Genomic DNA, 26,812 nt, shown 5'->3' on the forward strand with positions numbered 1-26,812 from the left:
AGTAAGCTAGCTAAAATTAAACGATCGCCAATGCTGGGAACAACCCTTGTCAATCGTTACAAAATCACCAGAGAACTAAGTCACGGTGGCTTTGGACAGACATTTATTGCTGAAGATTTGCATTTGCCCGGGCATCCTAAGTGCGCGATCAAGCAGCTAAAACCAATGGACACCCGTCCGGTGGTTTTGGAAGCTGCCAAGAAATTATTCGATCGCGAAGCAGAAACCCTGTACAAACTAGGCAAACACGACCAGATCCCGTCGCTATTAGCCCACTTTGAGGAAGGTGCGGAATTTTACTTAGCGCAAGAGTTTATCGAAGGTAAGGTCTTGAGTGACGAGATTCTACCCGGTCAGCCCTTGAGTCAGCCGTACGTGGTGCAATTAATGCAGGATATCCTGCATATTCTAGATTTCGTGCACAAACAGGGTGTAATTCACCGCGATATTAAGCCAGCTAATTTAATTCGCCGCTTTTCAGACAATCGCTTAGTCCTGATCGACTTTGGCGCGGTTAAGGAAGCTAGTTTACAGCGGCTTGACCCACAGGGGCACACTAGCTCCACTATGGCTGTGGGAACCTACGGCTACATGCCCGACGAACAAGCCAATGGTAGGCCCAAATTTGCCAGCGATATCTATGCAGTTGGGATGTTGGGCATTCAGGCTTTGACTGGTGTCTTACCCAATCAACTGCCGGAAGATTTTGCCACAGGCGAGGTGGTCTGGCGCAACATGGTTCCATCGCTTTCCCCTGAGCTAGCAGAGGTGCTGGACAAAATGGCGCGATCGCATTTCACTCAACGCTATCAATCTGCTTCGGAAGCAATAGAAGCACTACAAAAAGTACCAGAACCAGTCGCAGCAATGGCAGGCGTGGCTCCTACTGTTTTACCCGCGCAATTCAATCCTCCCAGTATTGCACCACCCCCAGCTATCCAACCTTTCGTATCGCCTGTAGTACCTGCTACAGAAACTTCGAAACCTACGGAAGTGCCTCAAGTAGGTCTTCCCATTCAAACACCTGCACTAGAAACAGCAGTCCAGCCAGGTGCGATCGCAAATCCGACAACACCTCAGAATGGATTACCTCAAACCACTACTCCACAATCCAATAATCCTCCTGGAATTCCAATTTCTACAACTCCGCACAAGCAGAATTCAGGGATTAAGCTCAACAAACAACTGGTCTGGATCGGAGTTGGCAGTATTGCCGCTGCGGGCGCGATCGCCAGCTACTTTGTCGTCCAGGGAGAAGGGGATAAACGTCTCCTGGCAAGATTGGAAGAGGCAAGAACTTCTAAAGCAGCAGGAAATTATTCGCAGTGTATCGAGCGCGTAAAATCAATTCCCTCCGGCTCTCGCTATGAGGGAGAAGCTAAAGCACTTGGGGAAGAATGTCAAACTGCCCAAATCAATTCCCAAGCAAAAACTATTCTCGCAGAAGCGCAGCAACTCGCAAAGGATAACAAACTGGAAGCAGCGATTGCTGCTGCTAATAAGATTCCCTCCACCAGTTCATCCTACCCAGAAGTGCAGAAATCGATCGCGCAATGGTCTGAGAGCTTACTAAAAATTGCCACCAGACAATTCGAGCAAGGTAAATTAAAAGAGGCGATCGCCCTGACTAGATCCATCCCACCAGGTTCTCCCACTGGGAAGAAAGCCCAGCAATTAGTAACGCAATGGCAAGCACAATGGAATGCAGACGAGGCTGCCTTCAAAGCCGCAGATAAAGCTGTTAAAGAAGGGAAATGGAGGGATGCGATCGCGTCTTCGCAGAAGGTAAAAACCGCTTTTTGGAAAAAGCAAACCGATCCGATTGTTGCAAAGGCGAATGCAGCGCTGACACCCGCACCCGCACCCGCACCGGAGCCAGTCCAGGCAACGCAACCCGTCCAGACGCGAGAAACCTACGTGGAACCTGCGCCTGTCTACGAGGCTCCAGCCCCTGTCAGACCGGCACCACCACCGGAACCCGCCTACGTGCCACCCCCACCAGCACGGGAACCCAGCTTAGACAGCTTACCCGCACCTAGCAAGGGTAATTGAACAAAAACTATTTCTCGGTGAACCTGCTTTAGCTGGCGATCGCCCGCGCAGTAAATCTACTTCAACCTAGTTGGTAGAACTCCCGATTATTGTGAATTTCTATAGCGGTTTTCAGATCGGAAAGAGTAGGGGGTTTGGGGGCGTTGCCCCCAAGAAGGGGAGGCAAGGCGGTCTTGGGGGTTCCCCGCTAGAGCCACTGCCGTGTGGAACCCCTTCACCCCAAAAATAAAACCCGTTCTCAACTGAAAAGCGCTATACCTAATTTGAGGCTTGAGGATCGGACAATGGCTCAGTCTAGTAAAGTGGAATGATGGTTGTTAAACATGAATGCGATCGCTCCTCAATCTATCTATATTTAACAACTCCTCGATCTAACACCCTATATCAAAGCCATTAGTCAACTGGATGAGCAATTTCAGTAATGTGTTCTAGTTTTTCTCGCCTTTTCTTAAGCGATCGCTGGCATTCTTAAATCCAAGTACGATGAGAATATTGGCGATCGTCAGCAAAGACTCGGCTCCCCCATGTAAAAAATCCACATTGGCCAGAGATTCTTTGTAAACCAACTTGGCATAAATGCCAACGGGAATGGTCACGGCCACAAATACGAGCGTACCATAAAAACCCCAGAGGGCTAGTTTGGGCATTTTCCCCGATCTGGTAATAAACCAAAGAAATGCTAAGTAGGGAAATAACGAAAGTGCGAAGAGGGCATCTTTTGTCAACATGATGATTTCGTTAAAAACTTTGCCGTTGGTAATTTGTACGGCTCTCTACATAAGATAATTAGTATCTTTGAATATAGCAATCTCGATTTACAACTAAACACATGTCCAGTCCTGCCACCACCATTACCGTTGATTTCAGCCATGCCAAACTAGCATCCAGGAATTATGAGATTGCGATCGCACCCCAAAGCTTGCCATACCTGGGCAAAAAAATGATGGAGCTGGAAATAGGCAAGAAAAGTAAAAAGGTTTTAGTGGTTTCTAATCCAGTCATATTCAAACATTATGGTACCACCGTTACCACATCGCTCCAGTCAGTTGGGTATGAAGTTGCCGATCTGATCTTGCCGGCTGGCGAACGTTACAAAAATGCTAACTCCCTGCAAAAAATCTACGATGCCGCACTTGCGCATCGGCTAGAGCGCGGCTCGACCATTGTGGCATTAGGTGGCGGCGTGATTGGCGATATGGCTGGCTATGCCGCTGCCACCTGGTTGCGGGGTATTAGTCTCGTCCAGGTGCCAACCACTTTGCTGGCTATGGTCGATTCCGCAATTGGCGGTAAGACGGGAATCAACCACCCCCAAGGCAAAAACCTGATTGGTGCTTTTCACCAGCCTCGTCTGGTTTGGGTCGATCCCGACGTGCTGCGTACCCTACCAGCACGCGAGTTCCGCACTGCTATGGCTGAGGTAATCAAATACGGCGTAATTTGGGACGCAGAATTATTCGAACAGATGCTGCAAAGCAAACGCCTCGACCAATTGCGCTATATCAAGCCAGATCTGCTGTTTGCCATCTTATCTCGCTGTGCCCGAGCCAAAGCGGAAATTGTTTCCCAAGATGAAAAGGAAGGTAATATTCGCGCTATTCTCAACTACGGTCACACGATCGGTCACGCGATCGAGGCGGTTACTAACTATCGCCTCTTCAATCATGGCGAAGCGGTCGGATTGGGTATGATTGCTGCTGGTGCGATCGCTGCCTCATTAAACTTCTGGACAGAGGCAGAGCGCGCAAAACAACAAATCTTAATCGAAAAGGCTGGCTTGCCACAGCAGCTACCAACCGACATAGATTTGCACGAGATTGTAGCGGCTCTATCTAAAGATAAAAAGGTTACAGATGGTAAAGTACAGTTTGTTGTACCAACTACTATTGGGAAAGCTATGGTTACAGACCAGGTGACAGCGGATACAGTCAGCAAAGTTTTGACGCAAAACTTGACACCCTGAAATTGAAATGTTTACTATAATGACACCAATATGTCAAGCAGTAAATTCTGCTTAGCATCAACAATTATAGCTATAGCCAACAGGCTTAGGACGGGTTGCAGGGGTTCCACCCCTGCGTGGGGGCGCAGCCCCCACCCCCCTGCACTAACCGATCTGTCTACGGCTATAGGTTAAAAATTAAAACAACAATATCGGAGTAAACTTAACAGATTTTTCATGAAGAAACCCAATCGAGACCTTCCTGCAATTAATGAGCGAATTAGATTTCCTAAGATTAGAGTAATCGATGCCGATGGCGGACAACTGGGGATAATGACTCCCAAGGAGGCTCTTAAAGTAGCGGAAGAAAAAGAACTCGATTTAGTACTTGTCAGCGATAAAGCCGATCCTCCTGTCTGCCGTGTCATGGACTATGGCAAGTTTAAGTTCGAGCAGGAGAAAAAAGCGCGCGAGGCTCGCAAAAAACAACACACTGCTGATGTCAAAGAAGTTAAGATGCGCTACAAAATTGAGGAACACGACTACCAAGTGCGCATTAACCACGCCGAGCGCTTTCTCAAGGATGGGGACAAAGTCAAAGCAACCGTTATGTTTAGGGGGCGCGAGATTCAGCATGTCGATCTAGCTGAAGAACTATTAAATCGGATGGCAGTTGACCTGGGCGAAGTAGCAGAAATCCAGCAAGCACCAAAGCGCGAGGGGCGTAATATCACAATGCTCATGGCACCTAAAAAATAGATCGAGCGAGATAGTAATAAATCGCAAAATGCCCCAGCCTATTCCAGGTTGGGGCATTTTGATTAATCTAGTAAGGTGGGCAGTATGCCCCACCTTACTAATTACTGATAGACCATTTTTACTTTTTAGTGACCTTGGGCGGTTCGCGGAAGAAAATCGCGAAAAAGAACAGACCGATAATGCAAGCAAAAATTAATACGTATGCAATACTTTCCATATATGTCTATACCTTAAACGCTTACACGAGTAGACTTGTCGCCCACCTTTTGGAAGGCACCCCATTCGACTTGTTCTTCTTCGAGGTCGGGATCGATACCCGCAAACACATCGCGGAATAGCGTACGCGCACCATGCCAAATGTGACCGAAGAAAAACAGCAGTGCAAAGACGGCATGACCGAAGGTGAACCAACCGCGAGGGCTAGTCCGGAATACACCGTCTGAATTAAGGGTTTCCGAGTCAAAATTAAAGGCTTCGCCGAGTTGAGCCTGACGAGCTAATTTTTTCACAGTGGGCGGATCGGTAAATGTTTTACCATCTAAAGCGCCACCGTAGACTGTAGCCGTGACTCCAGCTTGCTCAAAGCTATATTTGGATTCAGCCCGACGGAAAGGAATGTCAGCACGGACAATGCCTTCGCTATCCTGTAGTACTACGGGGAAAGTTTCAAAGAAGTTGGGCATGCGACGGACACTCAACTCATGACCTGCCTTATCAGTGAAGACAGTGTGCCCCAACCAACTTTTCGCAATACCATCGCCATTGTTCATGGGACCAGCGCGGAACAGGCCACCCTTAGCAGGGCTGTTACCAACGTAATCGTAGAACGCTAGCTTTTCCGGAATAGATCCCCAAGCCTCGCTGCGAGAAATGCCATTAGCAATTCCCGTTTCGACGCGACGCTCGATTTCTTGCTGGAAGTAGTTGTTATCCCACTGATAGCGGGTGGGACCGTATAATTCAATTGGTGTAGCGGCAGCACCATACCACATCGTACCTGCCACTACGAAAGCAGCAAAGAATACGGCGGCAATACTGCTAGATAGTACGGTTTCGATGTTGCCCATCCGCAGAGCCTTATAGAGACGTTCTGGAGGACGGACGGTCAGGTGGAACAAACCAGCAATGATGCCAACAATACCAGCAGCAATGTGGTGGGCGACGATACCACCGGGGTTGAATGGGTTAAACCCATCCGGCCCCCATTCTGGTGCCACGGCTTGAACGTGTCCCGTTAAACCATAGGGGTCGGAAACCCACATGCCAGGGCCGTACAGGCCGCTGAGGTGGAAAGCACCAAAACCAAAACAAAGTAATCCGGACAAAAATAAATGAATACCAAACATTTTGGGCAAATCTAAAGCAGGTTCGCCCGTACGCGGATCTCTAAATAGTTCTAGATCCCAATTCACCCAGTGCCAGATGGCAGCAAGGAAGAGCATCCCTGCCAGCACAATGTGGGCAACAGCCGTACCTTCAAAAGTCCAAAAACCAGGGTTAGTTGCTGTTTCACCTGTAATGCTCCAGCCGCCCCAGGAATCGGTGATGCCCAGGCGAGCCATAAATGGCAGCACGAACATGCCTTGTCGCCACATTGGGTTAAAAACGGGGTCGCTAGGATCGAAGGTGGCAGTCTCATAGAGAGCCATTGACCCTGCCCAGCCTGCCACTAGGGCAGTATGCATAAGGTGTGTTGCAATCAGCCTTCCTGGATCGTTCAGGAGAACTGTATGCACTCGATACCAGGGTAATCCCATTTGCTATTAATCCTCTATCGATGATGATCTTAATGATTCTTTATCTTAAATGATAAGAGACCGCTGAACCGAGCGATCGCTCGATCGTGAGTCACTGCTTATCCAAAAATTTTATTGGTATTTCCCATACATATGACATATATATGACGTATATAGGGGAAATTTTTGCTATTCAGGAATTTCATAGAATCAGCCTAGATGGCAAGCTTCCACGATCCAGTTAGCAAGCTATATAGATAGTTAGTATTCTACTAGTACTAGCTGCTAAAGCATTGTTTTGACTGCAACTATGGCTAGTCTGACTTATATCTTATTACAACATGGGCTTTCATGCGGCAACTGCTTTAGTACTGCTTTAGTTGCCAATGCAATTAGCTGTATGCTACCGATTGCATTCAATTCCAGTATGCTGAAGCAACCTACTAACCAGTTTTTTGTTAATGGTATTAATGCTAGATTATTAAATCTAGAGGATAAACATATCTCGATTGGTTGAATCCTAGATAAAGACTCATGCCTTCCCCAAATTCTTCATTAAAAAACACGTTCTCTAGAACTGAGATCAGGCGACTAGAAGATCTACTGCCCCCAGAGCTGCAAGCATGGGTAAAGGTGATCCCTGCGGACGGCATTCGTCCCAAATTAATTACCTGCGAAGAGGCAGGTGGCGATGAGGTTGTGGTCATTATAGATATGTTGAAGTGGGAAAGGCTGGCACAGGATCAGCGCAACCTCTTGTTTTGGCACGAAGTCGCGCGCATTCAAAATGACACCATTCCTAAAGATGGTTGGGAGGTGGCTGCTCTAGCTATTGGTTTAGGTGGTGCGGTTGGCGAGCTATGGGTACAAAACGGCTTGCTGTTTGTCCTGGCGCTAGCTATCTGTGGTGTTGCCGGGTTCCAACTATGGCGGCGCGGCAGCACTAAAAAAGACATTAAGACTCTGATTGAAGCAGATCGAGGCGCGATCAAGCTAGCAGTCCGCAATGGCTACGCCCTACCTGCTGCCTATAAAAGTTTGGGTAGTGCGCTGAAGCTATTGGTAAATGAAGCTGAGGGCGGTAGGCAAAGGAACAACATGGATAAAAGACTTGAAGCACTAAGGGCCGAAGCTGCCAAAGCTCGACGCAGCTACGAGGGCGCTGGCGAATAAATTCGCGCCTATACGAACCCAGTCTGCGGAGGCAGACTGGGTTCTGACAATCTGCGCAGGCGGATTTTGTTTTTGTAGGTGCAGTTACTCTTCGAGAAGCCGCTTCGTGTCTACAGCCGCCAAGCACAAGGTTTTGTCAGTCAAACAGGCCAAAAGCTAATTTTTGCAGTCTTGCGGTTGATGCCGACTCAGTTTCGCGCGCTGTAAAATAGAGATAAACTAAGCCCGTGAGATTTCGAGTTGAGAGCTTTATATGTCAAGCTTTAGTCAAAAATTTATGAAACGCTTTAAAACGATCGCGCGATCGCTGGTAGCTATCTGTCTGGTGGCTCTCGTATTTTTTAGTCACGCTGGCAATGCCCTGGCCCGTAGAGGTGGTGGGCGCATTGGCGGTGGGTCCTTTAGAGCCCCAACTCGTTCAATTCCTAGCCCCAGTCGATCTGGTGGTAACTACTACCCTGGCGGCTACTATCCTGGTGGCAGCAGTTTCTTTTTGTTACCGTTTTTCTTTGGTGGTGGCGGCGGCGGTTTGTTCAGCATGTTGATCTTGCTTGCGATCGCTGGGGCCGTGCTGCAAGCATTTCGCGGTAACTCTGACTCCGAAGCAGGTATAACTAGCGACACCAGCAAAGTTACCCTGGCTAAGCTCCAGGTAGGGTTACTGTCATCGGCGCGGGAGTTGCAAACCGACCTGAGCCGTTTAGCCCTGGAAGCGAATACGGGTTCTGCGGAAGGTTTAGCATCGATTTTGCGGGAAACTACGCTGTCCCTACTACGCCATCCCGAATACTGGGTTTACGTAAGTAGTGGCAAAGAGATCGCTCAGTTTGCCCTCGCGGAACAGAAATTTAATAGTATGGCGATGTCCGAACGCAGCAAGCTTACCGAAGAAGTAATCTCTAATGTTAACAGTCGCCTGTACCAGGCTCCTACTGCGTCTAAATCTCTGTCAGCGGCAGGTGAAATTGCGCTCGAACATCCTAGCGAGTTTGTGGTAGTGACTTTAATAGCAGCGATCGCGGGTGAGTCGTTAGGGAACCTCGCAAAAGTGCGATCGGCAAGCGAATTGAAGCAGGCTTTAAACGCGATTGGTTCAATTCCAGCAGATCGCCTCCTTGCTCTAGAAGTTCTGTGGGAGCCTCAGTCCGAGGAGTTTACCCTTACTTCTGAAGAAGTACTAACGGTATATCCAGAGTTAGTGCGAATTTAATAGATCGTCAATGGAGAGTTCAAAAAATTCCTCGCCGACAATAGGCGAGGAATTTTTTGATCGGACTTCAGTAGGATTCCTTAAGTAGTGTATAGAAAGAGGTGCGATCGCCCCCAAGGTGTAGCTTAAGAAAAGCTTTATAGATCAACGATCCCAGCCTGGCGCTTTTAGACTTAAGTACGACTGCTTACAAACAAAGCGAATGAATTTATAGGTAGCGATCGTTATGACTAAATTAAAAGTTGGTATCAACGGATTCGGACGCATTGGCAGGCTTGTCCTGCGGGCAGGAATCGGTAACCCCGATCTGGAATTTGTCGGCATTAACGACCTCGTACCGCCAGATAACCTGGCGTATCTGTTCAAATATGATTCCACGCACGGAATCTTTGACGGCAACGTCACCGCTAGAGAAAACGGTATCGATATTGACGGTCATTTTATTCCCTGCACGTCAATTCGGAATCCTGCCGAGTTGCCCTGGGCAAAAGCGGGAGCCGATTACGTGGTGGAATCTACTGGTCTATTTACAGATTACGACGGAGCGGCGCAACACGTTGCGGCTGGGGCCAAGCGCGTAATTATCTCCGCTCCTACCAAAGACCCAGCCCGAGTACCAACCTTCCTGGTGGGAGTGAACCATCAAAACTTCGATCCAGGTAAAGATGTGGTGGTTTCCAATGCCAGTTGCACGACTAATTGCCTTGCCCCAGTTGCTAAAGTGCTTAACGATAATTTCACGATCGCTGAAGGTTTGATGACCACCGTACACGCCATGACCGCCACCCAACCCACCGTAGACGGCCCCAGCAAAAAGGACTGGCGCGGCGGTCGCGGTGCCGCACAGAATATCATTCCGTCTTCTACGGGTGCGGCGAAGGCGGTGGCGTTGGTATTGCCGGAACTGAAAGGCAAACTTACAGGTATGGCTTTCCGCGTGCCGACTCCGGATGTATCGGTGGTAGATTTGACGTTCAAAACGGAGAAGCCCACCAGCTATAAAGAAATTTGTGCTGCCATGAAAGAGGCTTCAGAAAACGGCCTCAAAGGTATTCTCGGTTATACGGACGAAGATGTAGTTTCCATGGATTTTAAGGGTGACTCGCGTTCCAGTATCTTCGATGCTGGAGCAGGAATCGAACTCAATTCCAACTTCTTTAAAGTCGTATCCTGGTATGACAACGAATGGGGCTATTCCTATCGCGTTGTTGACCTCATGCTATCGATGGCAAAGAAGGACGGAATTCTTTAGGGATAATCGCCAGGAATTTGTAGGGTGGGCATTGCCCACCCTACACGAGAAATTCATGTTGGAGTAGGTTTAGCAAGAGGTTTGAACTTTGCCAATATAGCTTGGACAAAACCTGCCCCTAACAATGAACTTTTTATAGTAGTCCTGAACGGCTTACCCTATCAGCTAAACAGCATGTCTACACTGATTCTAATTCGTCACGGTCAGAGCATCTGGAATGCCGCCAATAAATTTACCGGATGGGTAGATGTGCCGCTCAGTAAAAGGGGGCGGGCAGAAGCTGTCTGTGCCGCCTTTAAGATCGGCGCGTACGAAATCGATGTCTGCTTCACCAGCTTGCTGATTCGGGCGATCGAGACAGCGGTGATTTGCCTAACCGAATGCGAAGGAGTTTGCATGGGTAAAAGCCCCATCCTCAAGCATGGCAAGGACGATCCCCAGTGGCATGACTGGGATCGCTACGAAGGCGATCGCGCTCAGGAATTGCCAATATTCCCCAGTGCCGCCCTCGACGAGCGCTATTACGGCGATCTCCAGGGTTTAGATAAAGCTGAGACGGCGGCTAAATTTGGCGAGGCTCGGGTGGCAGCATGGCGGCGTTCCTTTAGCGATCGCCCGCCCCACGGCGAAAGCCTCGAAGATACGATGCGGCGCACCCTGCCATTTTTTCGCGATCGCATTTTTCAGCATCTGTTACAAGGTGATAACGTTTTGGTTGCCGCCCACGGCAACTCATTGCGCTCGATTATCATGGAGTTAGATAATCTAAGCGCTGCCGAAGTTCCCAATCTGGAACTAGCGACGGGCGTTCCGATCGCCTACGAAATCGATCGCACAGGTCAAGTCACCCACAAACAGATCTTGAGTTGATGGCTATAACGTTAACAAAACTGGTTTGAGATGGGGTGTGAGGTGCTGCCCAGCGCATGGGTTCCACCCCTGCACCCCGCTCTAGATTAAGCACTATTAAGCAATAGATTGACAAAGGAGCAAAAACATGGGCCAAAATCTACTAGAACAACTAAAAGAAATGACTGTCGTGGTGGCAGACACTGGCGATATCAACGCGATCGAAGCTTTTACCCCACAGGATGCTACTACTAACCCCTCCCTGATTACCGCTGCCGCCCAGATGCCGCAATATCAGGAAATTGTAGACCGCACGCTCAAACAAGCAAAGCAAGACGCAGGTGAAGGGGCGACATCAGACCAAATTGTCTCCCTGGCATTCGATCGCCTCGCCGTTGCCTTTGGCCTGCGCATCCTCAAAATTATTCCAGGTCGCGTGTCTACGGAAGTCGATGCCCGCTTGTCCTACGATACAGAAGCAACAGTTGCCAAAGCTCGCCAGTTAATCGCACAGTACGAAGCGGTTGGTGTTTCGCGCGATCGCATTCTCATCAAAATCGCCTCTACTTGGGAAGGAATTCGTGCCGCCGAAATCCTGGAGAAGGAAGGCATTCACTGTAACTTAACATTGCTATTTGGCTTGCATCAAGCGATCGCCTGCGCCGAAGCAGGCGTGACTTTGATTTCCCCCTTTGTCGGGCGCATCCTTGACTGGTACAAAAAAGAAACTGGGCGAGACAGCTATCCGCCTGCCGAGGATCCGGGCGTGCTCTCCGTCACCAACATCTACAACTATTTCAAGAAATTCGGCTATAAAACCGAAGTAATGGGAGCCAGCTTCCGCAATGCCGCAGAGATTACCGAATTGGCAGGCTGCGATCTGCTCACCATTTCCCCAGCGTTACTGGCAGAGTTGCAAGAGACAGTGGCTGAACTGCCGCGCAAGCTCGATCCAGACAAAGCCGCTCAGTCGGAGATTACCAAACTGCATATCGATAAGGAAACTTTCGATCGCATGCACGAGAGCGATCGCATGGCATCGGACAAGCTGACGGAAGGCATTCATGGCTTTACCAATGCCTTAATTGCTTTAGAGAAATTACTCGCCGATCGCCTCAAGCTGCTCGAAGGCAATGAAACGCTCAGCCATGCAGCGGAGGATGTATTCCGCGTCTACGATCTCGATGGGGATGGCTTTATTACCCGCGAGGAGTGGTCGGGTACCGATGCCGTCTTTGATGCCCTCGACATCAATAAAGATGGCAAAATTACGCCGGAAGAGATGGCAAGTGGGATTGGTGCAGCCTTTTATTTAGCCAGCGTTTAGGATCTCGTTCGCAAATCAAACCTCTGTAGGAGTAATTCTCTCGCGGTTGCTCCAATTCGGTTTCAGTTACCCCTTTACTTGAAGTCCGCGCAGGCGGACTTTGTTCGTGCAGCCGCGACTTTTAGTTGCCAGGGCAATATTCTCTAGAGAAAAGAGACATCTCATATGAGCCTCAAGTTATACTTTCTGCGGCATGGGCAAACAGAATTTAGCCATGCCAATGCCTATTGTGGCGATCTAGACCCAGAGTTGACCCCAGAGGGATTGCAGATGGCAAAAGCGTTTGGTGTAACTTACAAAACAACACCCTGGGTGGCGGTTTTTGTCAGTCCCATGCGACGCACGATCGCCACCGCCAAGCCCCTATGCGATGCTATCGGCATCGAGATGCAATTGCGCGGCGGTCTGAAGGAGATATCCTATGGTAAATGGGAGGGTATGTCGCCGGAACAAGTTAATCGCGATTTTCACGACGACTACATTCGCTGGCTCGCAGAGCCAGGATGGTACTCCCCCACTGGTGGCGAAACTGGCGTTTGCATCCAGCGTCGAGCTGCGCGGGTACTCGAAGAGATTGAGGAAACTTACAAAACGGGCAACGTGCTCGTTGTTTCTCACAAAGCCACAATCAGAATTATGCTCTGCGAACTGATGGGAATTGATGTCGGTCGTTTCCGCGATCGCATTGGTATGCCCGTCGCCTCCGTCAGTATTGTGGAAATGGCAATGCACGGGCCTTTATTGCACGTCATGGGCGATCGCACTCACCTCAGCGAGTACCTGCGCAATCTGGAAGGGACGTAATCGCAATATCCTGTGGTTTAGTCAAACATTTATATACAGCACCATGTCACTACCAGAAACCCTGCGCGATCGCCGCCAAAAACTCGCCAACTTATGCCCGCATCCAGTAATTCTGTGGTCGGGACAAAGCCATGCCCGCAACTTTCCCCATAACACCTATCCGTTCCGCGCCAGCAGTCACTTCCTCTACTTTGCCGGACTACCCATCGAAAATGCGGCAATTCGCTTAGCATCCGGCAAACTGGAACTCTTTATCGACGAAAGCAGCCCTGACAGCGCCCTGTGGCATGGGGAGATGCCGCTGCGTTCGGAAATTGCCGAGGCGATCGGAGCCGATGCCGCCTTCCCTTTGTCTGAACTTGCTACAAAAACAGACTCCGCTGCCACGATCGCCGTGCAGGATAGTTCCACATATACCGAGCAGACCCAACTGCTCCATCGCGAAATCCATCCCCAAACTGCGCCTACAGGTATCGATCTAGATTTAGCATCAGCAATTGTGGCGCTCCGGCTCGCTCACGATGCTGGAGCGATCGCAGAGTTACGCAAAGCCTCAGAAGTTACAGTTGCAGCCCACAGCGCTGGTATGACCGCTACCGCCACCGCCAAGCGCGAATCGGATATTCGTGCCGCGATGGAAAGTGCCATTATGGCAGCAAATATGGCCTGCTCTTACCAAAGTATCGTCACCGTGCATGGAGAAGTGCTGCATAATAATCGCTACCACCATGTCCTCAACTCTGGCGATCTGCTCTTAGCTGATGTGGGTGCGGAAACTGAGACTGGTTGGGCAGGCGACGTTACCCGCACCTGGCCAGTATCGGGACGATTTTCCCACAGCCAGCGAGAGATTTACGATATTGTCCTTGCCGCCCACGACACCTGTATTGCCAATGTCAAACCCGGAGTGGAATATCAGGATATCCATCTCTTAGCATGTCGCACGATCGCCTCTGGACTGGAAGATATCGGCATTCTGAAGGGCAAAATCGACGACCTCGTCGATATGGATGCCCATGCTCTATTCTTCCCACATGGCGTGGGTCATCTCCTCGGTTTGGACGTGCATGATATGGAAGATTTAGGCGACCTGGCTGGTTATGCGGCGGGGCGAGTCAGGAGCGATCGCTTTGGCCTATGTTACCTGCGCTTAAATCGCCCCTTGCAGGCAGGGATGCTGGTCACGATCGAACCCGGCTTTTATCAGGTGCCCGCCATTTTAGAAGATCGAGAGCGGCGCGATCGCTACAAGGATGTCGTTAATTGGGAGCGTCTAGCCCAATTTGCTGACGTGCGCGGCATTCGCATTGAGGACGACGTACTGGTAACCGACACTGACTGCGAAGTCCTGACCGTAGCGTTGCCAACCGATCCAGATCTCATCGAGCAAAAATTGGCAGCTTAAATTGGCAGGTTCGCTAAAGTTCGAGTACAATTAGTGCGAGCTTATGGTACAAAATTAACCAATTGAGCCATGTCTATGCTAAGGAGTTGAAATTATGTGTGTAGGATGCCTTATTACATCAGCAATTTTAGCGTTTAGCCCCGTGCAAACTGGTACAGCCCCCCAGCAACCCCAGGCTAACCTGACGCAACAAAGACAGATCGCGATCGCGCGGGTAATTAAGCAACTCCCAGCATCAAACGATGTCAAGCTGCTACGCGAAGGTTTGGAGTCAATTCAAGGGCAATTATCCGTCGCGATCGACGACAACGAAGCCCAGCAAATCCTCAAAACTGAGGTTGCAAGCCTCTCGCAAAGAATTACAGCCGATTCCAATGGCAAATTCATGTTTGAGACCCTGGATCGAATCATCACCGAAGACGACACTCCATCCCTGTGGCAGCAGAAATCACTATCAAACCAGAAAGCCCCGAGCTTTCAATGGGGTTGGCTAAAACATTAAGGGATCCGCAATTAAATAACCTACCACGATCGGGAATGCGCCTCTGTAAGGGCGAACGGCCGTTCGCCCTTACGATTGTTATCCTATCAACCTGCAACTCCCTTAAGGGATTTCTCCTCTCTCAGACAGATGGCGCTTGGCAGCTTGCCACAGGCTTTCCATTTCTGCCAGCGTATGCTCGCTCAGAGGTTTGTTAGCAAAACTTTCCATATGTTCGATGCGAGCAATAAATCTCTGGTTCGTACTGTGTAACGCCTCAGTAGGATCGAGATCGTACCACCGTGCAATGTTAATTATGGTGAACAGGAGATCGCCCAATTCGGCTTGCTGCCGTGCTTTATCCTCATACGATAGAGCATGACGAAACTCGCCCAGTTCTTCCTGAAATTTATCCCAAACTCCATCGATATTATCCCACTCAAATCCCTGCGCTGCCGCCTTTTGGGAGATTTTCATCCCTGCCATCAGCGGCGGTAAACTGCGCCCGTAGCGGTTCAGCTTCCGACTCAACTTCTGCGCTTCGGCTGGATCTTCTCCCTTTTCGGCTGCTTTAATCCGTTCCCAATTGCGATGGACTTCATCCATATTTTCTACGTTCAGATCGCCAAAGACGTGAGGATGCCGACGAACCAGCTTCTGCGCGATACCTTCAGCTACCTCCGCGATCGTAAACTGGCCGCGATCGCTGGCTACTTGAGACTGCAACACTACCTGCAAAAGCAAATCGCCTAATTCTTCTGCGATCGCGCTGGTATTGCCGCTGCGAATGGCAGCCACAGTCTCGTAGGCTTCTTCAATGATATAAGGAATCAACGTTTCGGGTGTCTGTGCCAGATCCCAAGGGCATCCGCCTTCAGGCGATCTCAGCTTTGCCACCACATCCAGCAAATGTTGCAGAGCAGATAATTTGTCGTCCATGAGTGAATGGCACTTAAATAAGCAAAGGACATAGATAAAAAGTCTTCAAAGCCCGATCTAGATAGCTCGAAAGCTTAAAGACCCCAAAATCTATGACTAATCATAAGCCCAACTAGATGGAAATGCTCAAACAAAAATTTGAGCAGACTATTAGGACTACTCTCTTAAATCTCTGGGGCGGTTATCAACTGGCCAATAGCGTAAATAACCTCGCCCAACGATATTCTCTGCAGGTAAAAAGCCCCAAATATGAGAGTCAAGGCTATTGTTGCGATTATCGCCCATCACCCAGTAGCGATCTGGCGGCACGGTAAAGCTGGGTTTACCACTAACCTGGACAATCTGCTCCGGCTGAAAGCATTGCACGCAGTCATTTGAACCTTTCGTAGGTAGATTGTAGTTTGTCGGTTCCTTAACGTATGGTTCGCTCAGTGCTTGCCCGTTGATAAATACCTTCCCATCTTGAATGCTAAGGCGATCGCCCGGCATCCCAATTATTCGTTTTACAAAGACCGTTTTAGGGTCACTTGTCACAGGGTTAGCAGGTGGATTAAATGCTATTATTTCAGTCCGCAATGGTTTTCGCAGGCGATATGAGATCTTATCAATTAGAAGGCGATCGTCTGCCTGCAATGTTGGCTCCATCGAACTAGCAGGTATGTATCGAGGTTCAACAACAAACGCTCTAGTAGCTGCACTCAGTAGTGTAAATGCGAGCAGTACTATCAAATAGACACTTAGGAAAATTAAAATTAATTTTTTCGATGATTCTCGGCGAGTGGGTGCAGATATGTAGGCATGATAGGAAACGACAGTACCAAATACGATTTCAAGTAATCCTACAAAAAAATCTGACGAACTCAATAGAACAATCCATAGAGCAATTAATCCAGCTCCAACAACCCACTGCCGCAAATAGATATGCCCAATTCCAGGAATAATTCTAGACAGGAAAGCTGCTAACCAGGGATCTTTATTACTGCGTCTAAGTTGCTCGAAATCAGTATCGTTGCTCTCCCTAGCAGATTTGTGGGCATCAAACAAATTCCAAATACTAAAGCCTATAGAGAGCAACCCTAAATTGAGCGCCAGGATGGAATTACCCTGAGGACTCAGTAAAGCCCAAAAAGCTGATATAAGCAGTGCCAGTGCCAGACCTATAAAAATCCATCCCTTAAGTGCTTTGCCTGCATATATTTGCCCGATACCCGGAAAAATTCCCGATAGGCTTACCACAAGCCAGGGTTCTTTGCTAGTAGGTAGGTCGGTATTCATAATAGGTGGAAGATTTTGCGCTTCAACGAACGTCCGAATTCACTGACGACGGCGATCGCGGCGCGTTAAGTAAGTCAGATAGCCAACTCCAACTGTAACAGAAACGAGAAGAACGAAGGCTATCCATGTAATAGCTGTAATGGTAATGTCGTATCCTGACATTTTTCTTAGTTTTTTACTTAACTATGTCAATACTACAAACCGTTACGTCCCCACACCACAAAGGCGATCGACAGCGTAAACATGCCTAGTAATGCCACCCAACCAAATGTCAAAATATCCATATGCTACGTTTTACAAAAATTGATTAATTTCCATAAATAATAATACGACACTATATACCTACCTAATACGCCGTCTACCTAATCGACCCATGCCGCTTAAAATTATTGACAGCTATGACGCTAGTTTTGAGCTAGATCCGGATGCCAAAACTGCCCTTTTTGCTCTATTAACAGGCACGGCTTTTTTGAGCCAGATCGCCGAGCAGTTGCAGTGTGCCAAAGTCGAATTTATGGAATTGGTGTTTCAGCCGGTGCCCTACACCACATCTGCACCCAAGGGGATGCCGCCGGAGTTCGAGCAGTATCATGACTCCCCTCACCATGCCATTATCAACGTGCCGCCTAATTTTATGTTCAAGGCTAAGGTGTTTAAACCCAGCCGCCTCTGCGCTATATATCGCAAGATCTTTTAGCCAAAATCTCTGTAGGGGGCAGGTTTTGCCAAAGTCTATTGGCAAGAACTGATTAAACCTCATCCAAACCTGCCTCTACCTCAGAAAATTACATCTTATTTTCAAGAACGATCCTTTATAGTTCGTTTAACATGCAGGTAATTTAATGCTCAAACGGATTCAGCAATATCGCGAGGTTTGGTTGCCGGTTGTTTTTTGCCTAGCGATTTTCCCAGCCTGCCTATTGGGGTTTCTGATTGTCAAATACAGCGTTAACGTCCCGTTTCAAGATCAGTGGGCGATCGCGAGATTATTACCGAAATGGGTCGAGGGTACTCTTTCCTTTAGCGACCTGATTGCCCAACATAACGAGAGCCGCAAGTTTTTTCCGCGCCTGATTTTTCTCACCCTGGCGCAGTTTACCCACTGGGACTCGCGCTACGAGATGCTGGTTTCGTTTCTCCTGGCTTGTCTGGTGGCGGTTAATATTTATCGTCTCAATCGACTCACTATTGGTGGTAGTGCCGTACAAGGATTGTTGCTAGCAGCGATCGCTAATCTAATCATTTTCTCGCCCGTGCAATGGGATAACTGGTTGTGGGGCATTCAGGTAGTGGTATTTATGCCCATTGCCTGTATCACCACCGCCATTTCGGTTTGCTATTCCCAACTCAAACTCAACACCAAATTTGGCATTTGCCTGGGTTTAGCCATTGTCAGCATGTACTCCTATGCCAATGGCATCCTGTACTGGTTGGTAGTGTTTCCCGTTCTCTTCCCAACATGGCGCGATTGGCTTGCCCATCGGCGATTGGTCGTAGTCTGGTGGATCGGTTTTGCGATCGCCTGCGCGATCTATTTCTACAATTACCAAAAGCCAGCCCAAACCCCCAGTTTTGCCTATGCTTTGACACATCCCATCGCAGCGGTCCATTATTTCCTCGCCTTCCTCGGCAATCCATTAGGATATGGTGGTGTTTTACCACTGGTTCTGCAATCGTCCATTGTTGGATTATTGCTACTATTGTTAGCTGGGGGCATCTGCCTGTATTTCACCAAACATCCCAAGTTAATCTATCCCAACCGTGGCTGGTTGAGCTTGGGAGCCTATTCATTACTGAGCGCCTCGATTACTACGCTCGGTCGAGTTGGTTTTGGCATCGAGCAGGCTACGTCATCGCGATACACGACCTTTTCGTTGTATTTCTTGGTGGCATTGATACATTTGGGTTGGGGGGCAGGGGTTGGAGGTTGGAGGTTGGGCGGGGGATCCCGCAGGAGTTTAGCATTTGTCTGTCAATCTCCTCATCAAACGCAAGAATTCCTGACAAACGCTAAACCCTTACTGGACGGGAGTGGGGGCGGTTGGGAGTGGGGGCGGTTGGGAGATTGGCGGCGATTTTCGAAGGTGGCGATCTCGGCTGGAATAAGCATTCTCTTACTTCTGCATAGTCAAACTTTCATCTATTCCGTGCAGATGATGGGATACACCAGAACCAGCCGCTTGCAAGGGAAAGCGTGCTTGCTTTTAATTAACAATTTCGTGCAAGAGGATTGTCTCAGAGAGAAAGTGAGTCCCCGCCTATCTGTGGTGCAGGAGCGCGTACACCAGATCGATAAATATGGATTCTTGAAACCACCTTTACTCACTACAAAAGTTGCAGAGGATATCAGTGGAGATAGTTCTGAGAATGCAAATAAATACGGCTACTTTGACAGTCTGCATCGAAACTCAGATGGGAGCTATACGGCGATCGGTTGGGCGATATTACCGCAAAAGCGATCGCCAGCAGATGCCTTAATTCTGACCTACACGGATGCAAATAACAAATCGATTATGTTTGCTGTGGCAGATAACCAATTCCCCAGGGATGACATAGCTAAAGCCTATGGCAACTCTGACTACCGCAATTCTGGCTGGTTAGGAAAGATTGCGAAAGATAAATTACCAACAGGAAAAGTGCAGATTAGCGCCTGGGCATTTGATACGGATACGGGCAAAGCATTCCGACTCAGCGGCGATCAATATGCGATACGCCTGCCCTAACCAGGATCTAAGCCATAAATTCCCGTGGATCGGTGACGTAACCTGTCAGAGCTGAAGCTGCCGCCGTGTAGGGGGAAGCTAGATAAATTTGCGCTTGCTTATTACCCATACGACCGGGGAAGTTGCGATTCGTGGTCGAGACGCATACCTCGGGTTCGTTCAATCTGCCGAATGTATCCTGAGGGCCACCCAAGCAGGCCGCACAGGAAGGCGCGGCAGGCTCGATGCAGCCAGCCTGTAGGAAGATTTCCGACAGAGTCATGCCATCGATTTTTTGGGTAAACAGATCCTCGTACACTCTTTGCGTGGCAGGGACGAGATAGGTGGGGACTTTTACCTGCTGGCCTTTGAGGAGTTGAGCCGCATTGATAAAATCAGTGATTTTGCCGCCCGTGCAGGAGCCAATATAGACGCGATCGATCTTGACATCTTTGCATTCGCTGACAAGGGCGCGATTATCGGGCGAGTGGGGCTTAGCGACAACTGGCTCTAGTTGGGAAACATCGTAATGTTTGCAGTAGTAGTACTGCGCGTCGTCGTCTGCATACAAAGGATTGAAAGATTTATCTGTGCGTGCCCGAACGTAATCAAATGTGGTTTGGTCAGGGGCAATTACACCATTTTTACCGCCTGCCTCGATCGCCATATTACAGAGGGTCATGCGCTCCTCCATCGTCATGCGAGCGATCGTATCGCCTTCAATCTGCAAAGCGCGATAGTTGGCACCGCTTACGCCAATGTCGCCAATTACTTGCAAAATCAAGTCTTTAGCCAATAAATAGGGGGGCATTTCACCGTTAAATACGAACCGCATCGAAGCAGGCACCTTGAGCAAAAGCTTACCCGTCCCCATCACAAACGCCGCGTCGGTATTGCCAATACCAGTGGCAAACTCGCCGAATGCACCCGCATTGCAGGTATGGGAATCGGTGCCAAATAAGACTTCTCCTGGGCGTGTATGACCTTCTTGAGCTAGGGCAACGTGGCAAACGCCCTTGTAGTCGGGGTTAGCTTTAAAGTTAGATAAATCGGTAATGTCGTAGAAATATTTAATTCCCTGTTCTCGCGCAAATTCGCGCAAAATATCGACATTGCGGTTGGCGCGGGCATCTTTAGTAAAGATGTAGTGATCGGGGATCAAAACGATTTTTTCAGCATCCCAAACCTTCGCATCGGCACCAAACTCTTTCTTAAAGACACCAATGGTACCGGGGCCGCAAACATCATGGGTCATCAGCAGGTCGGCATTCACCCAAATATTTTCGCCAGGGCTGACGCTGGCACGTCCTGCTGCTCTTGCCAAAATTTTTTCGGTGAGTGTCATTCCCATAGTTTGCGATCCCGTTGGTTAATTTAAAAAACTGAAGTAAGGTTTAAGTACTAATTGTACATAGTACGACTCAAAAGTAGTGCTCTATCAGACGCATTAGCACGCTCGTATCAGATGATGTCACAGAGCCAATCGCTTATGAATATCAATATCTTCATCGGCGATCGCACCAAAAATTTATAGGGCAGCTAACTTTTCCGGTGTCCAGGTTTCACCATATTTCTCTTGTAAAGACATCCACGCTTCAATTTGCCCCGGTGCGTACTCGCCTGGTTTACCCCATTGCAAAAAGATGCTTAATTGCGACTCATCAGAGTGGTTGAGCAGTCTGATCGCGTAGGTGGTAAAGTTACCGCGTTTGGCTTCTCCCGTTTCAAACCGCACCCGTACGATTTCATCCATGTTGAGGTGAAATTCAAATAGTTCCGAGTGCATGTTGGCATACTTGCCCTTGGGCAATTCAGCGTAGAACAGTTTTTCCAGTTTGCCTTTAACTTCTAAAACCGCACCGCCATTGGTCACAATTAAACGTACCAATCCCAGAGCGTCGCATTCTTCTAGAAAATCTTTTAAAGTAGCAGTCATGCGAACTATGTCCTCAAAAATTTACAAGTTATTAGACTGTTAACATTAGCACTTTTAGAAAACCTGCTTCTAAACCGATGAATTCTTTACGTTGAATAAATCTAATGGGAAGTGTCCGTAGGTAGCGTTATGCCCGTCGCTGTAATCTGATTGGTAAGAGACTAAAACACCTTTATACTCGCCTGAATAGGATGAAGCATGGAATAGATTGCGATTGGGATTAAATTTGATATACACGGAACCGTCGCGATCGCTGTCAATAGGAGGAAGATTATAGGCAAATGCCTGCGCGTACTCTTCTAAGGCAGTGGTACCTTGTACCAAAGAGTCAGCGCAAACACCAAAAATCTGATAATCGGTATGTGCTTTCAGGAATAACAAAGCCTTGCGCAGGCTCTCTTTCTGTTCTTCTGAGCAAACAGGTTTATTGCCCAGATCGCTGAGCGCAACCAAAATGTCATGAGCGTCAGAGATAGTTAATTCATCGCGATCGATAGGTGACATAGTCTTTAGATTATTTAGGTGCCGGACAGAGTCGTAAAATTATTAAAATTAAATATGCGATCTAATCATAATTTTGCATGGAACGTGGACTTCTGTGGTTGCCTTTATTAACTTTATTTATTTGGCTTGCCTGGGCAGGCTGGAATGAATATCAAAAAATAGAAGCTTATCGACGATGGGCAAAAGATTTCGATCGCCATAAATACGATATATACGCCATACTCGGACAGTCAGGCGATCGCCTGGTATGGTGCAAGCCAGCACGCCAACAGCCCATAGAACAAGGGAGTATTAACTTTGGCGAGCTAAAGCAAGTTTGTATCAGGATTGACGATCGCGCATTTTCCGACCTCACTAATTTGCCTGAGACAATTGCCAGCATCAAACACATTAAGACAGTAGCGCTCGAATTAATTCCCAAGACCAGCACGCCGCTATACAGCATTCCCTTTACCGACGTGGCGATCGCGCTGAACTGGTTTCTCTATTTGTCGAAGCAACTAGACGAACGACAAGCCCAAACGCAAAAATAATCTGCCCCCAGAATAGAACTAGCGGGCAGACGGCAATTTCTTTTCCAGATTTAAATTAACCCAATGTAGGTCAAAGATCGGCAATTCAGACTACATTTCTGTGGAATAGTCAACAACTTGGCTGAGACCGACTTGTTCTAGCAACAGACGACGCATAGTCAAAATTTCTGGGTCTTGGGGTTTAGCTTTCCGAGCAGTGTCGATCGCAGAGAGGGCATCATACCAAAAACCCGATTGAGCGTAGGTAATTGTCCGCTCGTAGTCTGTTTTAGCAGATGCGAGCTTTGTCGCTAAATCTGAGGGTGGCAGCGATCGCTCGATCCAACTTTGAGCGTAGATGGAGCTAGAGCGTTGTTTAGGATTGCATATCAGGCTTACGGACCAGCGATAAGCTTTACCAGGCTCTAGCTGAGGTAAGTGACCGGGCAGAGTCACCTTCATTATTTCGGTCTTGCGGACAAACTTTTGAGTAACATATATGGGCTGAGCTACTTTAGGCTCGACGATCGCAAACTCCATCGGTAAGCCGACTCCCCCTGAAACAAACCAAAAGAAGGTGGGATGGCCTTGCATAGTTTGCCCCACATGATTGTCGGGTACTAGGAGACGAAGAGAGGCAGGGATCGACTCTTCACACCCTCGGGAACCAGATGAACCTTGGGTTGTACGAGGTGCAGCTTGAACGGGTGGTATGTATATTCTTTGTCCTCTCGCGCTCTGGGGCGATCGGTTTGTAGAGCTGTGCTCTAGCTTCAGTGGATTAGCACCAACTTGACCAGGGTAAAGAGACAGTAGCAATAAATAAATAGAAGATGCCCCAGCCAAAGATGCTTGAAATTGACGGGGAGTAACCATAACCTGTAATTTTCGGTAAATGAGCTTACCCTAATTCTATAGCTACCACTTCTAGTTTTTCCCTGCGATCGAGAGTGCTAGCGATCTTCTAGCTCAACTAGTGTAAAGCACTCCCACAGGGATCTTTTTCCCTCAAGCTGAAAGTTCACAACTTCCTTGATTTTCTTTCCTTCGTATTCCTTACCTGGCAGTGAGTTTAACCAACTAACAATTTCATCCGGCACACTGCGCCTTAAACTACTAAGCTGTCCGCCACTCTCCCGCTTTAACTGTTCGGCATAGTCGCGGCTGTTCATATATATAACTATACGGGCCATAAACTTATAATTTCAAAAGTAACTGTTACTAAAATTTAAAATTTAAGGAAGTTGCGTATTATTAAGTAAAAATACTGATACCAAATTAGCCTGGTTGTAATGATTTGATAACTTTTGTTAAGGAAATTTTCAGATTTGCTCGACGGGATGCTAGTCCTGAAGAGGGATAGAAGCCTCTCCGCATCAGTCTGGGGAAATATCCTGTCAAAGATTTTTAACAATTACCTAAAAAAATTGAAACAGCGTTTAGATACATTACTAGTTGAACTGGGGCTGATCCCATCGCGAGAGCAGGCGCAAAGGCTGATTCGCTCTGGAGCGGTACAGGTAGAGCATGCTGTAGTTGATAAGCCTGGAACCGAAGTTTTGACAACAGCAGCAATTCAAATTAAAGAGCGATCGCCGTTTGTATCTAGAGGTGGCGAAAAACTAGCTGGAGCATTAGCAGTATTTGAACTCGATCTGAGCGATCGCATCGGTCTTGATGGTGGCATTTCCACTGGAGGATTCACCGACTGTTTGCTCAAACACGGTGCCGCCCGTATTTATGGTGTCGATGTGGGATACGGGCAAGTAGCTTGGGAAGTACGCAAAGACCCGCGCGTCGTCCTGAAGGAACGCACGAATTTGCGCTATCTCACACCAGAAGACCTATACCCACCGGATGCCCCACGCCCCGACTTTGCCGTGCTGGATCTATCTTTCATTTCCCTGACAAAGGTAATGCCAGCACTGTGGGAATTGCTCCTGCCGCCGCGCGAAGTACTCATGCTGGTCAAACCGCAGTTTGAGGCGGGGAAGCAACAAGTAGGCAAACATGGCATTGTCAAAGACCCCAAAATCCGTGCCGAGGCATTTCATCGCGTCATGACTGCCGCGATCGCTCAGGGGTGGTACTTTCATGGTATGACGCGATCGCCAATTCAAGGCAAAACTGGCAACCATGAATACTGGCTCTGGCTGCGGGATAGTGGCTCGGGTAACTTACCAACTATAGATGAAATTAACGTAATGACTGGGGGGTAGGGGTTGGGGATTTAAACGTAGGCAAAATACCTGGCGTTAAGGCTCAAGCCTTCCGTACCGTTAACGATCGCGATGAGGTCATCTTGACCGCCGATCGCAGACAAACCATCTTTATCCAGGTAAATGGCCGTCCCCGTACCGAAGCCCGCAGGCGGAGATGCGGCAGTATAACTGCCTTTTAGGGAAAGCTGGATGCTGTCTTCGCTCAGATTAAAGTCTGTAATTATTGCCATACCAAAAGCTGCCGTATTGCCATCGTCGTAAAATGACTTGCTGGCATCGCCAAGTACGAATATATCCGCGCCCGTACCACCAGTAAGCGTGTCCGTTTCGCCTAAACCAGGGCTGGCATCCGCTGAGTTAACACCGACTAGAGAATCGTTGCCGCGATCGCCGCTTAACGCATCGCTACTGCTACCACCCGTTATGCTATCGTTCCCCCTACCACCGAATAGGGAATCGATACCGTCGCCGCCGCGAACTAGATCGGCACCGATGTTACCGCTAATAAAGTCATTGCCGCCACGGCCAGCTATGGCATCATTATCCTTACCGCCAAGGATGAAGTCGTCACCATCGCCGCCGTCAATGCTGTCATTACCTAGATTACCGCTGATGGTATCTGCGGCATCCAGCCCAAAAATGGTGTCGTCTCCACCGAAACCAAATATGAGAGATGGATCGCCCACAGGGGAAGCCAGCACTTCAGAAGCGTCTGTACCTATAAAAACTGTCATTGTCACTCCAATTAATTTTTAATTTGTCTAAACTTTTAATTACGGTATAGCGTTTTTCAACTGAGAACAGGTTTTATTGACGGGGTAAAGGGGTGGAACACAGCAGTGGCTCTAGTCTGGATTATTCATGAGGAATACAAAATGTGGAGACAAAGGAGCTTGAAACAGTTTAGGATCTAGCTCTCTAAAGCTTTTAATGTCACCATTGTGCCATGACAGAGTGTAAATCAGAAATTCGGTTGCCCCACAGTATACTAGATACCCTGGTTAGTCAATGAATCTGGAGGAAACATTTTGAACTGGATCGATCCCTTAGGAGATGGCAAAAGCAGAATTGAGTTGATCGGCTCGATGGGCAGCGATCTTGATGTAGTCAACGATGCCAGAGCTTCGTTTGAGAAATCATCCCAAACACTGAACGAAAAGGATGTCAAATTGATTAATTATTTGATCGAGCACGAGCATACCTCTCCCTTTCGTGGCGTTGTGTTTAAGTTCAAAGTTAAAGCTCCCTTATATGTATGCAGACAGTGGTGGAAACATGTAATTGCTAGCAATCACAATGACGAGCAGTTGGGATGGAATGAGAAAAGCTTTCGCTATGTCGCGATCGATGATAGTAATGAATTCTTCGTGCCATCGGTATTTCGCCAGCAGTCTGCCAATAATAAACAAGCAACGGAAGGCGCGCTTTCAGAGGAAGCCAACCGACAAGCTAGGGAAACTTATGCGGCTCAATGCCAAGCCAGCTACGAAGCTTATCAGAAACTTTTAGAATTAGGTGTTGGTAGAGAACAGGCGCGAGGCGTGCTGGTGCCATCCGTCTATACCTCGTGGGTTTGGACGGTTTCCCTACAAGCTGTACTCAACTTTATTGGGCTGCGGCTAGGAGCGGGCGCTCAAAATGAAATTGCCAGTTATGCCGATGCTATTCTGCAACTGATCCAGCCCATAGTGCCTGTTTCGATCGCCGCATGGAAAACCCACAAAGGATAGCA

The 26,812-nt window shown here is 48.4% G+C and carries 29 protein-coding genes; 16 read left to right on the forward strand and 13 right to left on the reverse strand.

Annotated features, from left to right (window positions below):
• The first annotated feature begins 30 nt into the window (after positions 1–30).
• Positions 31–2,052, forward strand: a complete 2,022-nt coding sequence (locus PSE6802_RS30615) for a serine/threonine-protein kinase (RefSeq protein ID WP_019498157.1) — start codon at positions 31–33, stop codon at positions 2,050–2,052.
• Between the two features lie 428 nt (positions 2,053–2,480).
• Here PSE6802_RS30615 and PSE6802_RS0100720 read toward each other — a convergent pair whose 3' ends face one another.
• Positions 2,481–2,780: a DUF3593 domain-containing protein gene (locus PSE6802_RS0100720; RefSeq protein WP_019498158.1), complete on the reverse strand. Its 300-nt coding sequence runs from the start codon at positions 2,778–2,780 to the stop codon at positions 2,481–2,483.
• 101 nt (positions 2,781–2,881) lie between these two features.
• Here PSE6802_RS0100720 and aroB point away from each other — a divergent pair, with 101 nt between their 5' ends.
• Both aroB and infC read left to right on the forward strand, forming a co-directional pair.
• On the forward strand, positions 2,882–4,015 hold the full coding sequence (gene aroB, locus PSE6802_RS0100725) for a 3-dehydroquinate synthase (protein WP_019498159.1): 1,134 nt from the start codon (positions 2,882–2,884) through the stop codon (positions 4,013–4,015).
• A gap of 216 nt (positions 4,016–4,231) precedes the next feature.
• Entirely contained in the window at positions 4,232–4,753 is a 522-nt protein-coding gene (infC, locus tag PSE6802_RS0100730; RefSeq protein ID WP_019498160.1) for a translation initiation factor IF-3, read from the forward strand.
• A gap of 118 nt (positions 4,754–4,871) precedes the next feature.
• Here infC and PSE6802_RS31615 read toward each other — a convergent pair whose 3' ends face one another.
• Positions 4,872–4,970 (reverse strand): photosystem II reaction center protein T, encoded by a 99-nt coding sequence (locus PSE6802_RS31615; protein WP_071592241.1) that lies wholly within the window; start codon positions 4,968–4,970, stop codon positions 4,872–4,874.
• 13 nt (positions 4,971–4,983) lie between these two features.
• Positions 4,984–6,510: a photosystem II chlorophyll-binding protein CP47 gene (psbB, locus tag PSE6802_RS0100740; RefSeq protein ID WP_019498162.1), complete on the reverse strand. Its 1,527-nt coding sequence runs from the start codon at positions 6,508–6,510 to the stop codon at positions 4,984–4,986.
• A 513-nt stretch (positions 6,511–7,023) separates the two neighbouring features.
• Here psbB and PSE6802_RS0100750 point away from each other — a divergent pair.
• The 8 genes from PSE6802_RS0100750 (at position 7,024) to PSE6802_RS0100785 (ending at position 15,011) form a co-directional block, all read left to right on the forward strand.
• The gene (locus tag PSE6802_RS0100750; protein ID WP_019498164.1) at positions 7,024–7,662 is read left to right on the forward strand and encodes a DUF3318 domain-containing protein; all 639 of its coding nucleotides are present in this window, start codon (positions 7,024–7,026) and stop codon (positions 7,660–7,662) included.
• Between the two features lie 277 nt (positions 7,663–7,939).
• Positions 7,940–8,872, forward strand: a complete 933-nt coding sequence (locus PSE6802_RS0100755; protein WP_019498165.1) for a DUF1517 domain-containing protein — start codon at positions 7,940–7,942, stop codon at positions 8,870–8,872.
• 226 nt (positions 8,873–9,098) lie between these two features.
• Positions 9,099–10,124: a type I glyceraldehyde-3-phosphate dehydrogenase gene (gap, locus tag PSE6802_RS0100760; protein WP_019498166.1), complete on the forward strand. Its 1,026-nt coding sequence runs from the start codon at positions 9,099–9,101 to the stop codon at positions 10,122–10,124.
• Positions 10,125–10,298: 174 nt separating this feature from the next.
• On the forward strand, positions 10,299–10,994 hold the full coding sequence (locus tag PSE6802_RS0100765; RefSeq protein ID WP_026102969.1) for a 2,3-bisphosphoglycerate-dependent phosphoglycerate mutase: 696 nt from the start codon (positions 10,299–10,301) through the stop codon (positions 10,992–10,994).
• Positions 10,995–11,121: 127 nt separating this feature from the next.
• Positions 11,122–12,300 (forward strand): transaldolase, encoded by a 1,179-nt coding sequence (locus PSE6802_RS0100770; RefSeq protein WP_019498168.1) that lies wholly within the window; start codon positions 11,122–11,124, stop codon positions 12,298–12,300.
• Between the two features lie 165 nt (positions 12,301–12,465).
• Positions 12,466–13,104: a histidine phosphatase family protein gene (locus tag PSE6802_RS0100775; protein WP_019498169.1), complete on the forward strand. Its 639-nt coding sequence runs from the start codon at positions 12,466–12,468 to the stop codon at positions 13,102–13,104.
• A gap of 43 nt (positions 13,105–13,147) precedes the next feature.
• Positions 13,148–14,509, forward strand: coding sequence for an aminopeptidase P family protein (locus PSE6802_RS0100780; protein WP_019498170.1), 1,362 nt, complete (start codon positions 13,148–13,150; stop codon positions 14,507–14,509).
• A gap of 94 nt (positions 14,510–14,603) precedes the next feature.
• A complete protein-coding gene (locus PSE6802_RS0100785; protein ID WP_019498171.1) occupies positions 14,604–15,011 on the forward strand; it encodes a hypothetical protein in 408 nt (135 codons plus the stop codon).
• A 102-nt stretch (positions 15,012–15,113) separates the two neighbouring features.
• Here the strand turns inward: PSE6802_RS0100785 and mazG are convergent, their stop codons facing one another.
• The 4 genes from mazG to petN form a co-directional block, all read right to left on the reverse strand.
• On the reverse strand, positions 15,114–15,929 hold the full coding sequence (gene mazG, locus PSE6802_RS0100790; protein ID WP_019498172.1) for a nucleoside triphosphate pyrophosphohydrolase: 816 nt from the start codon (positions 15,927–15,929) through the stop codon (positions 15,114–15,116).
• Positions 15,930–16,085: 156 nt separating this feature from the next.
• Positions 16,086–17,204, reverse strand: a complete 1,119-nt coding sequence (gene lepB / locus PSE6802_RS32400) for a signal peptidase I (RefSeq protein WP_019498173.1) — start codon at positions 17,202–17,204, stop codon at positions 16,086–16,088.
• A gap of 39 nt (positions 17,205–17,243) precedes the next feature.
• Positions 17,244–17,366, reverse strand: a complete 123-nt coding sequence (locus PSE6802_RS35145) for a hypothetical protein (protein ID WP_263970270.1) — start codon at positions 17,364–17,366, stop codon at positions 17,244–17,246.
• 32 nt (positions 17,367–17,398) lie between these two features.
• On the reverse strand, positions 17,399–17,488 hold the full coding sequence (gene petN / locus PSE6802_RS31620) for a cytochrome b6-f complex subunit PetN (RefSeq protein ID WP_071592242.1): 90 nt from the start codon (positions 17,486–17,488) through the stop codon (positions 17,399–17,401).
• A gap of 89 nt (positions 17,489–17,577) precedes the next feature.
• Here petN and PSE6802_RS0100800 point away from each other — a divergent pair, with 89 nt between their 5' ends.
• Positions 17,578–17,901, forward strand: a complete 324-nt coding sequence (locus PSE6802_RS0100800) for a hypothetical protein (RefSeq protein WP_019498174.1) — start codon at positions 17,578–17,580, stop codon at positions 17,899–17,901.
• Positions 17,902–18,046: 145 nt separating this feature from the next.
• On the forward strand, positions 18,047–19,927 hold the full coding sequence (locus PSE6802_RS0100805; protein ID WP_019498175.1) for a hypothetical protein: 1,881 nt from the start codon (positions 18,047–18,049) through the stop codon (positions 19,925–19,927).
• Positions 19,928–19,934: 7 nt separating this feature from the next.
• On the opposite strand, the gene PSE6802_RS0100810 is transcribed toward PSE6802_RS0100805, so the two are convergent.
• From PSE6802_RS0100810 to PSE6802_RS0100820, 3 genes are all read right to left on the reverse strand, one after another.
• Positions 19,935–21,257, reverse strand: a complete 1,323-nt coding sequence (locus PSE6802_RS0100810; protein ID WP_026102971.1) for a 3-isopropylmalate dehydratase large subunit — start codon at positions 21,255–21,257, stop codon at positions 19,935–19,937.
• A gap of 177 nt (positions 21,258–21,434) precedes the next feature.
• A complete protein-coding gene (locus tag PSE6802_RS0100815; protein WP_019498177.1) occupies positions 21,435–21,842 on the reverse strand; it encodes a ChuX/HutX family heme-like substrate-binding protein in 408 nt (135 codons plus the stop codon).
• 69 nt (positions 21,843–21,911) lie between these two features.
• On the reverse strand, positions 21,912–22,346 hold the full coding sequence (locus PSE6802_RS0100820) for a DUF1824 family protein (protein ID WP_019498178.1): 435 nt from the start codon (positions 22,344–22,346) through the stop codon (positions 21,912–21,914).
• 77 nt (positions 22,347–22,423) lie between these two features.
• On the opposite strand from PSE6802_RS0100820, the gene PSE6802_RS0100825 reads away from it, so the two are divergent.
• Positions 22,424–22,879, forward strand: coding sequence for a hypothetical protein (locus tag PSE6802_RS0100825; protein WP_019498179.1), 456 nt, complete (start codon positions 22,424–22,426; stop codon positions 22,877–22,879).
• A 90-nt stretch (positions 22,880–22,969) separates the two neighbouring features.
• Here PSE6802_RS0100825 and PSE6802_RS31625 read toward each other — a convergent pair whose 3' ends face one another.
• Both PSE6802_RS31625 and PSE6802_RS0100835 read right to left on the reverse strand, forming a co-directional pair.
• The gene (locus PSE6802_RS31625; protein ID WP_071592243.1) at positions 22,970–23,734 is read right to left on the reverse strand and encodes a DUF928 domain-containing protein; all 765 of its coding nucleotides are present in this window, start codon (positions 23,732–23,734) and stop codon (positions 22,970–22,972) included.
• Between the two features lie 77 nt (positions 23,735–23,811).
• Positions 23,812–24,051: a hypothetical protein gene (locus tag PSE6802_RS0100835; protein WP_026102972.1), complete on the reverse strand. Its 240-nt coding sequence runs from the start codon at positions 24,049–24,051 to the stop codon at positions 23,812–23,814.
• 234 nt (positions 24,052–24,285) lie between these two features.
• Here PSE6802_RS0100835 and PSE6802_RS0100840 point away from each other — a divergent pair, with 234 nt between their 5' ends.
• A complete protein-coding gene (locus PSE6802_RS0100840; RefSeq protein ID WP_026102973.1) occupies positions 24,286–25,077 on the forward strand; it encodes a TlyA family RNA methyltransferase in 792 nt (263 codons plus the stop codon).
• A gap of 11 nt (positions 25,078–25,088) precedes the next feature.
• Here PSE6802_RS0100840 and PSE6802_RS32970 read toward each other — a convergent pair whose 3' ends face one another.
• Positions 25,089–25,814, reverse strand: a complete 726-nt coding sequence (locus PSE6802_RS32970; protein ID WP_019498183.1) for a calcium-binding protein — start codon at positions 25,812–25,814, stop codon at positions 25,089–25,091.
• A gap of 294 nt (positions 25,815–26,108) precedes the next feature.
• Between PSE6802_RS32970 and thyX the strand changes: the two genes are divergently transcribed.
• Positions 26,109–26,810 carry an FAD-dependent thymidylate synthase gene (thyX, locus tag PSE6802_RS0100850; protein ID WP_019498184.1) on the forward strand — a complete coding sequence of 234 codons (702 nt, stop codon included), beginning with the start codon at positions 26,109–26,111 and terminating at the stop codon, positions 26,808–26,810.
• The last annotated feature ends 2 nt before the right edge of the window (positions 26,811–26,812 follow it).

Source organism: Pseudanabaena sp. PCC 6802, from assembly GCF_000332175.1.
Lineage (GTDB): Bacteria > Cyanobacteriota > Cyanobacteriia > Pseudanabaenales > Pseudanabaenaceae > PCC-6802.

Excerpts from the sequence above, each read along its gene's own strand:
- PSE6802_RS30615 (WP_019498157.1), top strand. The coding sequence starts at position 31 with ATGCTGGGAACAACCCTTGTCAATCGTTACAAAATCACCAGAGAACTA.
- PSE6802_RS0100720 (WP_019498158.1), bottom strand. The coding sequence starts at position 2,780 with ATGTTGACAAAAGATGCCCTCTTCGCACTTTCGTTATTTCCCTACTTA.
- aroB (WP_019498159.1), top strand. The coding sequence starts at position 2,882 with ATGTCCAGTCCTGCCACCACCATTACCGTTGATTTCAGCCATGCCAAA.
- infC (WP_019498160.1), top strand. The coding sequence starts at position 4,232 with ATGAAGAAACCCAATCGAGACCTTCCTGCAATTAATGAGCGAATTAGA.
- PSE6802_RS31615 (WP_071592241.1), bottom strand. The coding sequence starts at position 4,970 with ATGGAAAGTATTGCATACGTATTAATTTTTGCTTGCATTATCGGTCTG.
- psbB (WP_019498162.1), bottom strand. The coding sequence starts at position 6,510 with ATGGGATTACCCTGGTATCGAGTGCATACAGTTCTCCTGAACGATCCA.
- PSE6802_RS0100750 (WP_019498164.1), top strand. The coding sequence starts at position 7,024 with ATGCCTTCCCCAAATTCTTCATTAAAAAACACGTTCTCTAGAACTGAG.
- PSE6802_RS0100755 (WP_019498165.1), top strand. The coding sequence starts at position 7,940 with ATGAAACGCTTTAAAACGATCGCGCGATCGCTGGTAGCTATCTGTCTG.
- gap (WP_019498166.1), top strand. The coding sequence starts at position 9,099 with ATGACTAAATTAAAAGTTGGTATCAACGGATTCGGACGCATTGGCAGG.
- PSE6802_RS0100765 (WP_026102969.1), top strand. The coding sequence starts at position 10,299 with ATGTCTACACTGATTCTAATTCGTCACGGTCAGAGCATCTGGAATGCC.
- PSE6802_RS0100770 (WP_019498168.1), top strand. The coding sequence starts at position 11,122 with ATGGGCCAAAATCTACTAGAACAACTAAAAGAAATGACTGTCGTGGTG.
- PSE6802_RS0100775 (WP_019498169.1), top strand. The coding sequence starts at position 12,466 with ATGAGCCTCAAGTTATACTTTCTGCGGCATGGGCAAACAGAATTTAGC.
- PSE6802_RS0100780 (WP_019498170.1), top strand. The coding sequence starts at position 13,148 with ATGTCACTACCAGAAACCCTGCGCGATCGCCGCCAAAAACTCGCCAAC.
- PSE6802_RS0100785 (WP_019498171.1), top strand. The coding sequence starts at position 14,604 with ATGTGTGTAGGATGCCTTATTACATCAGCAATTTTAGCGTTTAGCCCC.
- mazG (WP_019498172.1), bottom strand. The coding sequence starts at position 15,929 with ATGGACGACAAATTATCTGCTCTGCAACATTTGCTGGATGTGGTGGCA.
- lepB (WP_019498173.1), bottom strand. The coding sequence starts at position 17,204 with ATGAATACCGACCTACCTACTAGCAAAGAACCCTGGCTTGTGGTAAGC.
- PSE6802_RS35145 (WP_263970270.1), bottom strand. The coding sequence starts at position 17,366 with ATGTCAGGATACGACATTACCATTACAGCTATTACATGGATAGCCTTC.
- petN (WP_071592242.1), bottom strand. The coding sequence starts at position 17,488 with ATGGATATTTTGACATTTGGTTGGGTGGCATTACTAGGCATGTTTACG.
- PSE6802_RS0100800 (WP_019498174.1), top strand. The coding sequence starts at position 17,578 with ATGCCGCTTAAAATTATTGACAGCTATGACGCTAGTTTTGAGCTAGAT.
- PSE6802_RS0100805 (WP_019498175.1), top strand. The coding sequence starts at position 18,047 with ATGCTCAAACGGATTCAGCAATATCGCGAGGTTTGGTTGCCGGTTGTT.
- PSE6802_RS0100810 (WP_026102971.1), bottom strand. The coding sequence starts at position 21,257 with ATGGGAATGACACTCACCGAAAAAATTTTGGCAAGAGCAGCAGGACGT.
- PSE6802_RS0100815 (WP_019498177.1), bottom strand. The coding sequence starts at position 21,842 with ATGACTGCTACTTTAAAAGATTTTCTAGAAGAATGCGACGCTCTGGGA.
- PSE6802_RS0100820 (WP_019498178.1), bottom strand. The coding sequence starts at position 22,346 with ATGTCACCTATCGATCGCGATGAATTAACTATCTCTGACGCTCATGAC.
- PSE6802_RS0100825 (WP_019498179.1), top strand. The coding sequence starts at position 22,424 with ATGGAACGTGGACTTCTGTGGTTGCCTTTATTAACTTTATTTATTTGG.
- PSE6802_RS31625 (WP_071592243.1), bottom strand. The coding sequence starts at position 23,734 with ATGGTTACTCCCCGTCAATTTCAAGCATCTTTGGCTGGGGCATCTTCT.
- PSE6802_RS0100835 (WP_026102972.1), bottom strand. The coding sequence starts at position 24,051 with ATGGCCCGTATAGTTATATATATGAACAGCCGCGACTATGCCGAACAG.
- PSE6802_RS32970 (WP_019498183.1), bottom strand. The coding sequence starts at position 25,814 with ATGACAGTTTTTATAGGTACAGACGCTTCTGAAGTGCTGGCTTCCCCT.